The organism is Vibrio hannami (assembly GCF_029589055.1).
GTDB classification, from domain to species: Bacteria; Pseudomonadota; Gammaproteobacteria; order Enterobacterales; family Vibrionaceae; genus Vibrio; species Vibrio hannami.
Genome location: NZ_JARQZP010000003.1, coordinates 921598 through 935520 on the forward strand (window position 1 = coordinate 921598; position 13923 = coordinate 935520).

The following is a 13923-nucleotide window of genomic DNA, read 5'->3' on the forward strand; positions in this document are numbered from 1 at the left end:
GCTCCGGTTTTCAGCATTATAGGCTGTGATTTATTTGTGACAAGTCTGATAATTAATATTTTTTTGTGCTATTCTTTCGAAGATACCATACCTAAAAAACCACTCCAATCGCTTAGTTCTTACAAAAACCTATACTAATCAATACGATATTCCATAACTAAGCTTGTGTTAACAGTCTTTTCCCAAACAGATCCACGCAAGCACTTTAATATTCTGAATTGAAATACTTCTCTTTTAGCATGGTTGCAGACAATGGACGTTCAAAATAATAGCCTTGTAGCACGTCACATCCGTATTCTATTAGGGTGTCTTTTTGCATTTTTGTCTCAACACCTTCCGCAACCACTCGCATTTCAGATGACTTGGCGATAGCCAGGATCGCTTTAACTAAGGAATCACTCTGTTCCGAATTCAGCATATTATCAACAAACAAACGGTCGATTTTCAGTTCATCCAACGGAAGATGGCTCAAATAACTGAGGGACGAATAACCCGTACCAAAATCATCCAACGAGATGGTATAACCTAGCGATTTCAGCTCTATGATTATCGGTGTTACTACGGGTAGCTCATTAATCAATACATTTTCAGTGATTTCTAAGGTAATTCTGGTACTAGGAATATTGTATTTTTCGATAGTCTCTTGCAGATGAGAAATAAAAGATTCTCTGGTTAGTTGCATAGGAGAGATATTAATCGAAAGCATAAGATCGGATGCTAGCTCGGCAGGTAGATCACTTATCTCCTGACAAGAACGCTCTATTGCAAACATTCCTAGCTCATATATCAGCCCTATCTCTTCCGCTAACGAAATAAATTCAAGTGGAGATACATGCCCGAGTTTAGAGTTATTCCAACGTAACAAAGCTTCCACGCCATGGAGCTTACCGGTTGTGGATTCTATTTGTGGTTGGTAGACCGCAGTCAGTTCCCCTCGCTCAATGGCCCCTCTTAGCTCACGCTCAAGTAAGAAGTCATGTTGAACCTGCTGATTAATCGAACTATCAAAGAATAGCACGTCGCCTTTCTGACGAGCTTTAGATTTGTACAGAACGATATCGGCTTTCGAAATCAGATCTTCCGGATCGTCCCCATCGGAGGGATACATGGACACGCCAATAGAACAGCTGGCAAACATCACTTTTCCATCAATCACGAATTGCCTTTTAAACACCTCTTTGATCTGTTCAACCTTTATCTGAGCTTGTTCTACACTGGCCAGATTAGAGAAGCAAAAGATAAACTCATCGCCTCCGAAACGGGCAACAAAGTCATGGTTATCCATAATAGTTTCAAACTTCTTACCGATCTCACTAAGTAGCTTGTCCCCTGCACTATGTCCGTAGAGATCATTCACTTTTTTGAAATCATCCAGATCAACGAACATCACCGCTAATTGAGTAAAGTTACGTTTAGAGAAGTTGATACCATCTAATATGTGATTATGGAGTAAAGAACGGTTTGGAAGCCCGGTTAGCTCATCATGTTGTGCAAGGTACTCAAGCTGATCTTTGGTTGTTTGTAAGCTATTAAAGTCATGGTTAATTCGCGACTGGAAACGTTGGAAACGTTTAGCAATCATACGGCTTAACGAGAGCGAAAAGAGAGCGATAACTAGTGTGGTAACAAGACCTATCGTTATCATTTGCCTAGTGACACTTTGCTGCTCTTGCTCTGCCTGATCTCGACGCTGTTGCAGGTAGAGGTAACTTTCTTTGTCGTAATGACCAGCGCCTATAGCCCATCCCCAGCTTTCATCCTGAACGACGTAACTGACCTTCGAAGCGTCATCAATAGTTGGCGGCGCGTAGGAAGCAGTGTACCGAACAAAATCGCCATTGGTTTGCAAAATTCTAGGCGTACCTCCAGGGTTAACATCGTGGCCGTTTACGCCAATTTTTCTTTCGTCAATGTGAGAAAGAATCGTCCCATCTTTATCAAGGACAAATACGTAACCATGATCTCCAAATCTTAAGTTTCTTAACCATTTGAGTATGGTTTGTTTGATATCACTTTCTACATCAACAACGTAGTCACCAGTTCCAATAAACCAGTCATAAGGTTCGAAGTATTTACCAAACCCAACCTTTTCGAACTCATGATTTTTGTTGTCTGGCTTTACAAACCACCAACGGTAAAAAGCTTCACCTTTTTCTTTAACCTGTTCACCCATTTCACGAACGATATAACTTCCCCGCACATCCTTAAAGTTCCAGAGGGAAGTCCCCTCTACTCTTGGGAGAAGTGGGTGCATGACATTAATACCGTTTGTTTTATAGATAAAAAAGTAACCGCGCCCCTGATTAAATCGTATATCTCTTAACGCGTCTGTAATTAGCTTTGTAACCTCAGCTTCCGGGCGGTCTTTATTACTCTCATACAAACGAGTCGCGATGACGTGAGCTTCGTAAATACGCGCTTTAATCGTCGACTCTAACTGTGCTTCTGTTTGCTCGCGTGCGAACTTTATTTGTTGAGAAACGTAGTTAACCTGGTGGACGAGCTCTGTTTTTTGACGCTGAAGAAAGTCATTTTCCAGAGTAATCAGCTCTTTTTGAGAGTTTTGAATAGCATCATTAACCGTTACAACGACCCACAAAATAGTAAAGGTGGCAACAATGCATGCCGGCACATAAGTAATTATTCTAAGGAGCTTTTTATCCGTCAGTTCAGCCATAAATTAGAAATGATTTTTTTAACAATACGTTAAGCATAGCACCTGTTCTTATAATAGGTACTGAACATGCAAATCTTTAATTCTGCTATTATTTTCACTTAGCAAAACTTACACTAGTACGAAAATCCCCATTACAGAGAAATACAAATGGCAGACCCGCATATTGAATCACCAATGGACTGGTTAGATCACCTTACCGTTATCATCTATCGCCTGGGGTTCACACTTGCTTTTCCCGTTATTGCTTTATTACCTTGGGATATTGGTTTCCCCATGGATAAACTTGTTTTTGTCTGCGCTGCTATGTGTGCATCGTCACTCCATATCTATATGAAGCCGTTTCGCCTGTTGCTGCAGTTCGCTACCTGGGTAGGTTTACTATGCTTTGTGATGGGATTCCCAATGATTGGGCTTGGCGGAGCCTTTATTACTTTAGGTGGACTTTGCTTTAAAGAGTATTTTTGCTTTCGGGTGCCAGGCTTGCCTCTTCAGCCATTGATACTAGCTGCACTATGGTTTTGCATGAGTTTCGAAATGGTTACCGCTTCTAAAATTCTTGCGGGTATCGCCTCCCTGCTATTCCTGATAACAAGCTTCTATAAATGGCGAATGCCAAGACACTTTGATATTGGTGACAAGAGTAAATATGAGGTGTAACCACGAGCTACACCTTTGGGCAGCATTAATTAATGGCGTTTATTAACCAGTTTCCGAATATAAGGGAAGAGATCTGAGGCAAACATTCCCTTTTCGCCATACTCGTCTGCACATAAATCTGCCGACTTAGAATGGAGCCAGACTCCAACTCTAGCAGCGACAGAAAGACTCAGCCCCTGCCCCAGCAATCCCGCGATGACACCCGTCAGCACATCTCCCATACCGCCAGCCGCCATTCCTGGATTGCCTGCGTTACATACCCAGAACTCCGTACCATCGTATATAACGGTACCAGCGCCTTTTAGTACAACCACACCACCATACTTTCTCTGCATCATCTTGGCTGCGCTATATCTATCCTGCTCTATTTCGGCAATGCTGGTACCAAGCAGTCTCGCTGCTTCTCCGGGATGAGGCGTAATAATTCTTTGAGCATTAAAGTCAGGCGTCTTCGTTAAAATATTCAATCCGTCTGCATCAACCACCATAGGCTTTTCAGCGGTTCGAGAATAACCAACCAGAGACCGTCCCCAACTCGATGTTCCCAAGCCTGGACCAATTGCTATGACGTCAGCCCAGTGAAGATGATCATTAATCTCATTGCTGTTACCCCTCCAGTCATACGTCATCACCTCTGGACACGCACTCACTAGTGCCGGAACATTTTCCAACTGAGTGACAACACGAGTCAGCCCGGCTCCTACCCTGGTACAGGCTTCAGACGCGAGGCGAATCGCACCAAACATGCCCCGGTCACCGCCAAGGCATAACACTCGACCATTACTCCCTTTATGCGCTACTCGCGTTCTGGGGATTAAATGATCGTATGCCTCAGTTTTAGTAAGAAGGTGGCAAGTTGATTCTACGACTTCACTAAACTCATCGCCTAAGTCCAGAGTGGCGTAGTGTACCTCACCGACGTAGTTGGCTGCTTTACCAGTAAACAGCCCTCGTTTAAGAGCAATAAATGAAACCGTGTGTTCAGCATAAACAACGGGGCCAAGCTCAACACCAGTATCAGCACATAACCCTGAAGGCACATCTATTGATATAACGGGCTTTTCTGCGTTATTTAAGATCTCTATAAGAGTCGCATACTCTTCTCTTACTTCTCCGGAAAGGCCGGTTCCCAGAAGTGCATCAACAATAAGATCATGTTCCTGGGCAAAACATTTCTGCGGTGTACCTATTTCACCGCCTTCTTCCAGCCATTCATCTCTGGCTGTAGCAGCATCGCCTTTCAGTGCTGAGCTATCTCCTAACTGCCACAGCTCAACATTAAGGCATAACCGCTTAGCGAGCTTTGCAACAACATAACCATCGCCACCATTATTTCCGCCACCACAGACAACCAACAGAGATTTCGCCTCTGGGTATTCCGATAACAGAACGTCAAAAGCGGCCTGTCCGGCACGAGTCATCAGTTCATACATCTCGAGGTTTAGTCGGGAAGCGACTTCTTTTTCTCCTTCCCTGACATCACTCGCTAAGTAGAGGTTTGTGTCACTTGTTTTCACCTGAAAACTCCATTGCAAATTACAAACGTTTGTCCATTAACGCTTCGGCTGTAGCATCCTGAATAGATAGGAAAAGAGAGCGAATCTCTCCGGTTGGGGTTCTCATCGGGTTCAAGGTGACATTTTGATACATAAATTCGGCTTGCTGAGTGACAGGGCGAACGTTTCGACACTTAAACAGGTACGGGCGTTGCCTCCAGGTAATAAAGCTTCGGCACCCTAAATCGTAAACGGGTTTTGCTTTGATAATAAACCAGTCCTGAGGGATCTCAGGGAATACCTCGAAAATCGACTTTTCAATAACCTCATGAGATTGTTTGCCACTATGGTGAGTCATAAACCCGTTCCACACTTGGATTTTATAATCCGTATCCAGAACCACCAAACCAAGATCGACATTCTGAACCATATCGACCATCCAGTGGAACTGCTCGAATTCTGCGGGAAGACCTAGCATTAGAAATCCTCCATTAAGTATGAAAGTTTGTTGTCTAACAACGGTAAAGACTCATCAACAAACATAAACAGAAGATCACAACGAATGCTTGTATTGTCTATGGTATAGCTCACTTCGAAAGTCATAGTCTTAGAAAAAGTACCTGTAGTGGAGTCAATAACAGACTCAATAGGAATGTGTTGCCCCAATAATACAGGCTGCCCCTGGAAAAAACGGACTTCTGACTGTTCTCCAAGCCCGTTCAGAAACGCCCCAACCAATATATTGGAAACATCCATAAGCAGTTCCAGCTCTTCAAGCTGTTCGCTATCAGCAGGCACCTTCATTAATCGTTTCAAATCCGAAATACTGGAGTCGCTCAACAACACTAGGGCTTCGCCTGCGATGCCTTCGCCATTAAAGCCCTGACAAACACCCGAAACCGCATCATTCCCGGCGAGATCCTGCAACGCCATGTGCAATTCGCTAACTTCAAAGATATTCACGTTTGGAAGTGGCAGATGCACAAATACATCAAAATGCCTTGCTAGAGCGTCTGCAGCGCGACCAATGGAGACGTTCGCAACCTCCATATAGATGTCCCGGCGTTTTAGGATTGGCAAAGCAACAGGTGCTGATGCAATAACCTGTTGAGTTTGCTGTGGTTCTACAAGCTCTCTCAGAACCTGCTTTAATATCTCTTTGTCTATTGGTTTCTGGATAAAAGCGACAGCACCAAGTGCTTCTACCTTCGCTTTTGCTTTAGGCTGTATATCACCGGATACAACCACCACGGAGACATCAATTCTTTTTTTCTGATTTCTTCTAATGTACCGAAGCCATCCAGCTCTGGCATGGTCAAATCCAGAAACAGTAACTTAAAACTTTGCTGTTCAAGTTTCTCTAATGCATCCAGCCCATTAATAGCAAAAGTAATATCAGCGCCAAGTGACGCTGGCAATGATCTTGCCATTTGTTTTCTGGCTAACGCAGAGTCATCACAAATCATGACAGGGTACGACATACTCACACCTTATAATTCTTGGAATCCTCGAACGATTTCAGTTCGATTCTCGTACACAAAAAGTCGCTAATTATTGACTAAGTGTATCAGAGATAAAGAATGCTGTTAGTTTTGCGTGCTGAGAAATAACGTAAAAAGCCAACTCAGTTACAAAGTTGGCTTATTATGTTTAGATAGCAAGAGAAAAGTCTGAAGTCTATTCTGCTCAATTCATAGGCCAAAGCGTTAAAGTTATAATTCTTAGAACAAATGCAAAGACAACCAGAGCGATACCCAATCGATACCACTTGTATTCGGAAATCGACATAGGAATACGCTTATAAAACATGGTCGCTACACCTTTCCAGTCCGTGCTTCGCTTTCCATATTGAACAATACCTGTAAGGATAAATACTACTCCCAGTAACAAGACTGTTTTTTCTATCCAAAACATACTGGCTTCCATACCCAAAGACCTCTATCAGTGAAACTAAAACAATTTTATATCTAAGCCCTAGCTTTTTCCCTTGGACAATAGTCGTAGAAACAATTAAGGGAGCTCGTTTGAGCTCCCTTAAAAAAGATTTCGGTTTGAATTACTGTTTAAGCTGTTTTTTCGGTTTTATTGAACTTCGGTGTAATCGCATCTCTATATGTAAACCATAGAAAAGTAACAACCAGAGAGAAAAACAGGTATGAAAGCGCAAAAACCAGAGGAGAGGTAATCAATGATGCCTGCATGCCTATTACCACACCAATAACCGTAATGGTCAATTTAGATAGCACGCCACAAATAAGCAGAATCATTGCCAGTTCAGGCACTCGGGTTGTTCTGAACGCGAACCAGTAGCAACTACCGACGGCAAGTGAAGAAACGGTCAATCCCAACATGAAAGAATGAATATGATCAGCTGAAATAACGCCAGCAGAAATTGATGCTATTAATACAAGAAATAGTTTCATAAATCACCTCTATACAACTAGTTGAGAGCATCCTTTCAAAATTGAAATCTTATGTTGCAGTGTATTTTCCTTATTTATAGCATTAAATCAACCCTAAATATGTAAATTACTTAATATTTATTCCAAAACTTATCCTTATTTAACATTAAGTTAACATAGATCAATATAACCTCATGAATTTAAATAGCTTAAAAAATGGACAGTTCATATGTTAATCTTAAGTTAAACCGTATTTCATGCAATTAAATTGAAGCAAATTGTAAATACTGAAACACTTTCTTACACTTTTACCCTCTTTGCGCACATGTCTTTCGTTAAGTACAAAAAAAGCCAACCTTTAAAAGGCTGGCTCATTTTATGCTTGTCAATAACTCTAAGTGGTTAGATTTGAGATGCAGCTACGTAGTTTTCTAGTTCACTAACTCTAACTGTGGTAATGAGCTCATCGTTCAGATAAAAGTTAACAGCATCGTCTGCTTTCTCACCGCGAAGTGTTTTCTGAGTACCATCAAGGTAAGTAACATTCATCTGAAGAGTATTTTCATCGATTTGTTGCATTGTAGCTTCTTCGATATCGGTGTTCATCGCAACAGGAACTGTTGTTAATGAAGAGTCCAGTTTATCGTTCACTTTGATCATTGCATCAACCGGAGTATCCACCACTGCTGGTGATTTCTTGGTGATTGGGTTAGTACCTGTCCAGAATTCAACCGCATTAAAAATGAACAAGTCTGCTACCGACGCAATTGCATAAACAGGAGAAAGAAGGATAAACATACCTTCACGTCCGTAACGGTTATCGACAACTTTTAAGTTGAACTTGGTAACCATGCCTGTCGTTGCCATTTGTCCCATACAACCTGAAAGCGAAATCACACCAAGGCCAGTCGCCATAGCTATTTTTAATTTTGATAGTTTCATTTTAAAACCCACTGTAGATAAAAGTTATAGAAGTGTATAGCGGACAAAGGTGCACGAAAATAGGTCGGCGCAACCTTTGACACCTTTTTAACAGTGTTAAGAGAAACAGAGTAACATTATGATCTTACGAATAAATTTATGTTCAAAATTAGTTAACTATCCGTTCACTATCGGATAATTAACAAAAGAAAAAGTAACGATTCGGGCACTTCTATCACCCGAATCTATCTCAAAGAAAAACAAGAAAAGTGGAACGCCTAATCGCTTATCTATAAACAGTACTCTACAATTTGACGAATGTCAGAAATTGACACAGCCTGAGCGTTATCCGAATCGACTTCTTCTACTTCTGCTCTAAAGTAAAAAGTTTGGATATCAGCCCCCACTCCTGCCTGAACGCCTTTGAGCGTATCATCAACATAGATGCACTCATGGATGGCATATCCCATGTTCATAGCAGCGTAACGTAACAAATCTGGATCTGGCTTCCAGCTATTTGCATCGAAAGCAGAAAAGCAACAGGAGGTGAACCGTTCTTTCAAACCAGTGAGCTCGAGCATTTGCAGAATTTTGTCCATAGGACTGTTTGAAACGACACAATAATCAATGCCCTTCTCATCCAGTTCGTTCAGAACATCGACCACACCATCTATTGGGTTGAGCCCATTCTCAAACTGTTTCTCAAGCTCCTGCCGGTAAAGTGGCTCAAGGGTATCAACAGAAACGTTCATCCCTAACCGCATTTTTGCATCGGTCAGTATATCGGCAAGCTTTCCCCCTGGAAATGAGCCAGAAAATCAGAGCGTGACGTTTCAAGACCGAAACGATTAAACACATTTGATAAAGCCTGACAGCAAAGTTTCTCACTATCCACCAGCACACCATCACAATCAAAAATGACACAGCTTATGTTTTTGTTTGTATTCATAGGCTTCCTCAAAACTACCTGCGTTACCGTCAGTATTCCACCCGACGGTAATTAAAAAGAGGATATGGCAGATTCTGATAGTCCAGGCGGGAAGAATTTATGAAATTCGTATGCGGATCACTTTTCTCAGACATTTAACCAAACGTTTGACTGACGATGATTTATTCCTAGGAAGTTAATGAGCTGAAATACGACTTTTTGATGGCTAAGCATTGAGTTATCTGAATCTACAACAATATCGGAGATCAGGGTGGTATCTTCATCACATGTCACTATAGCGCCAAAGGCTACTTTCTGTTCAATAAAGCCGAGATAGATATCATGTTGCTCGGAAAATATTATCTGAGCGAAAAACTCCAGTATCTGGGCACTTTGTTCTTCCTGATATTGGCTGGCTTGCAATTGCGCAAACATCACCGTTAATCGGTGGAAGTCGGCTTTGTATATCTCCACCTCTAGGTCCACTGCGTCTTGCTCAAGGTATTGCTCATATTCATTGGTTTCATTGCTATGCTGGTATAACGCCTTACCTTTAATACTTTCCGCGGTAGGGAAATCAACATCCACCTGACTGTAAAGCCATTGATTTTTCTTATCTATCAGTTCTTGTATTTTTTTCACCAGAATTCCAACTCTGAATTAGTTATACTTAAGTAACCTCTAAAGTATATTAATGCCAAATATCACATATCTTTGTGGTACATACACTGGATGCCGGGGACGAACTACAGCCACCAAGCAAACAAACCAACAAGGCAATCGTCAATAATCTCATTCGTTTAACCCTCGATGCATAGGATATTTACTCAATTATCTTGTAGGAGTATCTCCTACTAATAAGCAGAATATATGCCATATAGGAGTTTATTGATAGCGACAGTGTTAAGATTTATCTAGCAAAGAGTACCGCTTCTGGGTTGAAAAAAGCACGATTGGACAATATGTTAAAGGAATAGTCCTTTAATGAGAGTACATTATGTTGAAAAAAATCTTAGCAGCCTCCGCGATAACACTCGCGTTAACCGCATGTAGTGACAATGAAGTCGGTGATGTGTCATTAGGTGCTTTTACTCTCAGTGACATCAAACTGAACAAACTGACAGACCCTCTGGTTCCGGGTGTAACTTGCCATATTGCGTCGGTAGAGACTGATTTTACTCTGTCTGATCCCAGCGACAGTTCTATTTCATGCCGTCAGACCGGAGAGATTACCCCAGAGATGATTGCGAAAATTGATCGCTCTAAATCTGGCGAAGTGGTGTTTAAAAAGTCCAAGAGCATCTTCTTCAAGAATGTAAAGATACGCCGAATTTATGATGCAGAGCACCAGACACTGATGTACCTTTCATATTCAACAAAAGAGACATCTGGTAGCTTCAAACACAGCCTTTCCACCGTACCACTAGTGGGATACAAAGGCTTACCAACAACCGGAAATCACCCCAGCAAATTGATTTTTATCAGTAACCACCCGAACACAGATTCGGGTGGTTTTTTCGAATCATCTGCTTAACCTTTAACCCCTCAGACTAAAAATTCCAATTAGTGTAGAATTACCAGGCTAGATACCTGCTAATTTTGCTTTACAAAGCATTTTTGCACGGTATTATGCCCGCGCAAACGTTTTCGTATAGCATTTAGAGGTAATTATGCTAAGTGACATCCAGATTTGTAGGAATACACAACTCAGCCCTATATCGGAAGTAGGTCGGAAATTTGGTCTTAAGGATGACGAGTTTATTTCTCATGGAGAGAGCAAAGCAAAAGTATCTTTGAAAAGTATCAACAGGCTTAAGGAGAATCGCGAAGGCAAGTTGATTCTGGTAACAGCAATCACCCCTACTCCGCTCGGTGAAGGTAAAACCGTTACTACTATTGGCCTGGCTCAAGGTTTATCTAAGATCAACAAGTCCGTTGCAGCTTGTATCCGCCAGCCTTCTATGGGGCCGGTATTTGGTGTTAAAGGCGGTGCTGCGGGCGGTGGTTACAGCCAGGTTGCACCGATGGAAGAACTTAATCTTCACTTAACGGGAGACATTCACGCTGTTACTGCAGCTCACAACCTCGCTGCAGCAGCCATTGACGCCCGTATCTACCACGAACAGCGTCATGGATATAAGGCATTTGAGGAAAAAACTGGCTTACCTGCACTCAAAATCGACTCAGAGAATGTGGTTTGGCGACGCGTTATGGATCATAACGATCGCGCGTTGCGAATGATTACGGTGGGCAAAAATGAGCCTCAAAAAACAATCAATGGATTTGAACGCAATGATGGATTCGATATCTCTGCTGCATCCGAGCTAATGGCCGTGCTGGCTCTAGCTTCCGACTTAAAAGATCTGCGTAAACGTATTGGCGATATCGTTCTGGCTTATAACATGGAAGGTCAGCCTGTAACCGCAGAGCAACTGCAAGTGGCAGGAGCAATGGCCGTTTCTATGAAAGACGCTATTGAGCCGACATTGATGCAAACGCTAGAAGGTGTACCTACGCTCATACACGCAGGGCCATTCGCTAATATTGCACATGGTAATTCATCTATTATTGCCGACAACATCGCCCTAAAACTTACTGATTATACAGTCACCGAAGCCGGTTTCGGTTCGGATATGGGTTTCGAAAAAGCGTGTAATATCAAAGCTGCAGTATCTAATAAAGCACCGGACTGTGCGGTTATTGTTGCAACATTACGTGGACTCAAAGCTAACTCTGGCCTTTACGACCTAAGACCGGGACAACCTTTGCCTGACTCTATTTTTGAACCTGACTCATATGCACTGCAAGCCGGATTTGAAAACCTAAAATGGCACATCGAGAATGTCACTCGTTACGGTGTACCCGCCGTTGTCGCCATTAACCGTTTCCCTCAAGATACAGATGAAGAGCTACAGTCGCTACTTGAAAAGATTGAGAGCCTACCGTTACCTGTTACAGCGGCAATTAGCGATGCCTTCTCTAAAGGCGGTGAAGGAGCTGTAGAACTGGCACAGAAAGTTATCAAGGCTGCAGAATGTCCATTAGAATTTAAGCCTCTTTACACCAGAGACCAGTCGCTGGAAGAAAAGATCATGTCTGTTGCTGAGGTAGGTTATGGGGCCAGGTCAGTAAACCTATCTGAAAAAGCGAAGCAACAACTCGTTCAATTCAAAAAGCTTGGCTTTGATAAAATGAGAGTTTGCATGGCGAAGACCCCTCTATCAATTTCTACAGTTCCTTCAGTAAAAGGGGCTCCTAGTGGCTTTGATATAGATGTCAGAGAGCTAAAATTATGTGCAGGAGCTGGGTTTATTTATGCGTTAACAGGAAACGTACTGACGATGCCAGGCTTACCAGAGAAGCCTGCCTTTATGAATCTTGATATTGGTGAAGATGGAGAGATTATCGGCCTGAGCTAAAGCAGTGTATTAGTTGTTTGCCAGAATAAATGATAATTCTACGCGGCGATTGCATGCCTTACCTGATGTGGTTTTGTTACTGCATCTTGGTTTGTAATCGCTGAATCCGCGAGTAAATATCGCTCCAGGCATCACTTGCTGTTTAACCAGTTCATCTTTTACTTTTAATGCCCTCTTCTGTGACAGACGTTCGTTGATTGCCGCGCTCCCGGTATTATCGGTATGCCCTTCCAACACCACATCGATATTTGGCATTCTGGCCACATAATAGCCAAGCTGACTTAACCATTCTTGCGAGTCCATGGAAACTTTGTCAGAGCCAGTTTTAAACTGAACCTTCTTTCTAAGCTTGATGACCAGGTGCTCACCAGGGAGAATTTCATGCTCAATCCCTAACTGAGAAAGATAATAAGAGAACGCATCCAGCGAATCACTCTTTCGTTCTCCGTAAGGCCCTTCCACCATAGAAAGATCGCGTTGAGCAGTCGGCACCTCAACCCAATCCGGGTGCAACAGCTCTGCACTACTTTTTGGTGCAACATCAAGCTTCGATCCCGGCATCATTTGGGACATATCCGAGGTGCTGCATCCAGTAAGAACCAGAGCTAAAAGTACAATCAATTTCTTCATTACTTTAAAACCAACCAATTACCAGAACATCCGTATAGCCATAGTATCGGCATGAGACGACAAACCTTTAATCATATTCGGTGAGTGCTCTGCTTATTGAGGTCACTTAAGTATCTATGTAGAATCAACGGTTCATTCACATAAGCCTTTCAATAACTATGATAAAAAAATCTCTCAAAGCCTTCGTTGTACTTGTTGCCCTAGTACTTACCGTAGCTTGCAGTAAAAACGACGTACCGGAGCTAGGAAAACAGTACTCTCAGTTACCCGCAGACCTTAGCCAGTATAATCTTTCTCCGGTCACTGAGATCTTTTCGCTCACCTGTGGTCACTGTCGCAACATGGAACAGATGATTCCTGAAATCGAAAAGCAAATTAATCAGGAAGTTGGCAAGGTTCACGTTACGTTCAACCAAAGCGCTCAGGTTGCAGCCCTTATTTATTATAGTGCTGTTATGCAACTTGATGGCAAACCCGATGAAGCACTTTTAGAATCATTGTTTGCCACCGTTCAGATGCAGGACGTCACCATGTCTGAACAACAACAAGCCATTGAAGAGGCTTTCACTTCAAGAAATTTAAAAAGCCCTTACAAGATGGATGAAACCGAGTTTAAGGAACTGAATAAGTTGGTCACAATAGCTGATCGAGTGACAAAAGACGGCCAAATCAACTCAGTTCCTACTTTTATTGTCGGCGGTAAATACCAAATTATCACCGAAGGCCACGAATCTATCGAAGATCTGGCTAAAACGATGAACTACCTATTGACGCAAAACTAAAACAAAGGAAT

General features: G+C 42.3%; 13 protein-coding genes and 2 pseudogenes. 4 read left to right on the plus strand and 11 right to left on the minus strand.

Going from position 1 to position 13923, the window contains the following annotated elements; genetic code table 11:
* Nucleotides 1–205: 205 nt before the first annotated feature.
* Nucleotides 206–2677 (minus strand): bifunctional diguanylate cyclase/phosphodiesterase, encoded by a 2472-nt coding sequence (locus tag P7F88_RS05900; RefSeq protein ID WP_277822772.1) that lies wholly within the window; start codon nt 2675–2677, stop codon nt 206–208.
* 147 nt (nt 2678–2824) lie between these two features.
* On the opposite strand from P7F88_RS05900, the gene P7F88_RS05905 reads away from it, so the two are divergent.
* A complete protein-coding gene (locus P7F88_RS05905) occupies nt 2825–3334 on the plus strand; it encodes a DUF2301 domain-containing membrane protein (protein ID WP_277822774.1) in 510 nt (169 codons plus the stop codon).
* A 29-nt stretch (nt 3335–3363) separates the two neighbouring features.
* Here the strand turns inward: P7F88_RS05905 and P7F88_RS05910 are convergent, their stop codons facing one another.
* The 9 genes and pseudogenes from P7F88_RS05910 to P7F88_RS05950 form a co-directional block, all read right to left on the minus strand.
* On the minus strand, nt 3364–4851 hold the full coding sequence (locus P7F88_RS05910) for an NAD(P)H-hydrate dehydratase (RefSeq protein WP_277822776.1): 1488 nt from the start codon (nt 4849–4851) through the stop codon (nt 3364–3366).
* Nucleotides 4852–4870: 19 nt separating this feature from the next.
* Nucleotides 4871–5308: a PAS domain-containing protein gene (locus P7F88_RS05915; RefSeq protein ID WP_277822778.1), complete on the minus strand. Its 438-nt coding sequence runs from the start codon at nt 5306–5308 to the stop codon at nt 4871–4873.
* Nucleotides 5308–6311: pseudogene (locus P7F88_RS05920) on the minus strand (response regulator). The gene P7F88_RS05915 and the pseudogene P7F88_RS05920 overlap by 1 nt, the downstream one beginning before the upstream one ends.
* Before the next feature lie 205 nt (nt 6312–6516).
* A complete protein-coding gene (locus P7F88_RS05925; protein WP_277822780.1) occupies nt 6517–6756 on the minus strand; it encodes a hypothetical protein in 240 nt (79 codons plus the stop codon).
* Nucleotides 6757–6893: 137 nt separating this feature from the next.
* The gene (locus P7F88_RS05930) at nt 6894–7253 is read right to left on the minus strand and encodes an NADH:ubiquinone oxidoreductase (protein WP_277822782.1); all 360 of its coding nucleotides are present in this window, start codon (nt 7251–7253) and stop codon (nt 6894–6896) included.
* Between the two features lie 381 nt (nt 7254–7634).
* On the minus strand, nt 7635–8174 hold the full coding sequence (locus tag P7F88_RS05935; RefSeq protein ID WP_277822784.1) for a DUF3332 domain-containing protein: 540 nt from the start codon (nt 8172–8174) through the stop codon (nt 7635–7637).
* Nucleotides 8175–8443: 269 nt separating this feature from the next.
* Nucleotides 8444–8905, minus strand: coding sequence for an HAD-IA family hydrolase (locus P7F88_RS05940; RefSeq protein ID WP_277822786.1), 462 nt, complete (start codon nt 8903–8905; stop codon nt 8444–8446).
* Nucleotides 8906–8928: 23 nt separating this feature from the next.
* The gene (locus P7F88_RS05945) at nt 8929–9102 is read right to left on the minus strand and encodes an HAD hydrolase-like protein (RefSeq protein ID WP_277822788.1); all 174 of its coding nucleotides are present in this window, start codon (nt 9100–9102) and stop codon (nt 8929–8931) included.
* Nucleotides 9103–9228: 126 nt separating this feature from the next.
* A complete protein-coding gene (locus P7F88_RS05950; protein WP_277822790.1) occupies nt 9229–9723 on the minus strand; it encodes a hypothetical protein in 495 nt (164 codons plus the stop codon).
* Nucleotides 9724–10078: 355 nt separating this feature from the next.
* Here P7F88_RS05950 and P7F88_RS05955 point away from each other — a divergent pair.
* Nucleotides 10079–10556, plus strand: a pseudogene (locus P7F88_RS05955) (CreA family protein).
* Nucleotides 10557–10751: 195 nt separating this feature from the next.
* Nucleotides 10752–12500 carry a formate--tetrahydrofolate ligase gene (locus P7F88_RS05960; protein WP_277822792.1) on the plus strand — a complete coding sequence of 583 codons (1749 nt, stop codon included), beginning with the start codon at nt 10752–10754 and terminating at the stop codon, nt 12498–12500.
* A gap of 9 nt (nt 12501–12509) precedes the next feature.
* Here P7F88_RS05960 and P7F88_RS05965 read toward each other — a convergent pair whose 3' ends face one another.
* Nucleotides 12510–13130, minus strand: coding sequence for an OmpA family protein (locus tag P7F88_RS05965; protein WP_277822794.1), 621 nt, complete (start codon nt 13128–13130; stop codon nt 12510–12512).
* Between the two features lie 158 nt (nt 13131–13288).
* Between P7F88_RS05965 and P7F88_RS05970 the strand changes: the two genes are divergently transcribed.
* Nucleotides 13289–13912, plus strand: coding sequence for a thioredoxin domain-containing protein (locus P7F88_RS05970; RefSeq protein ID WP_277822796.1), 624 nt, complete (start codon nt 13289–13291; stop codon nt 13910–13912).
* The last annotated feature ends 11 nt before the right edge of the window (nt 13913–13923 follow it).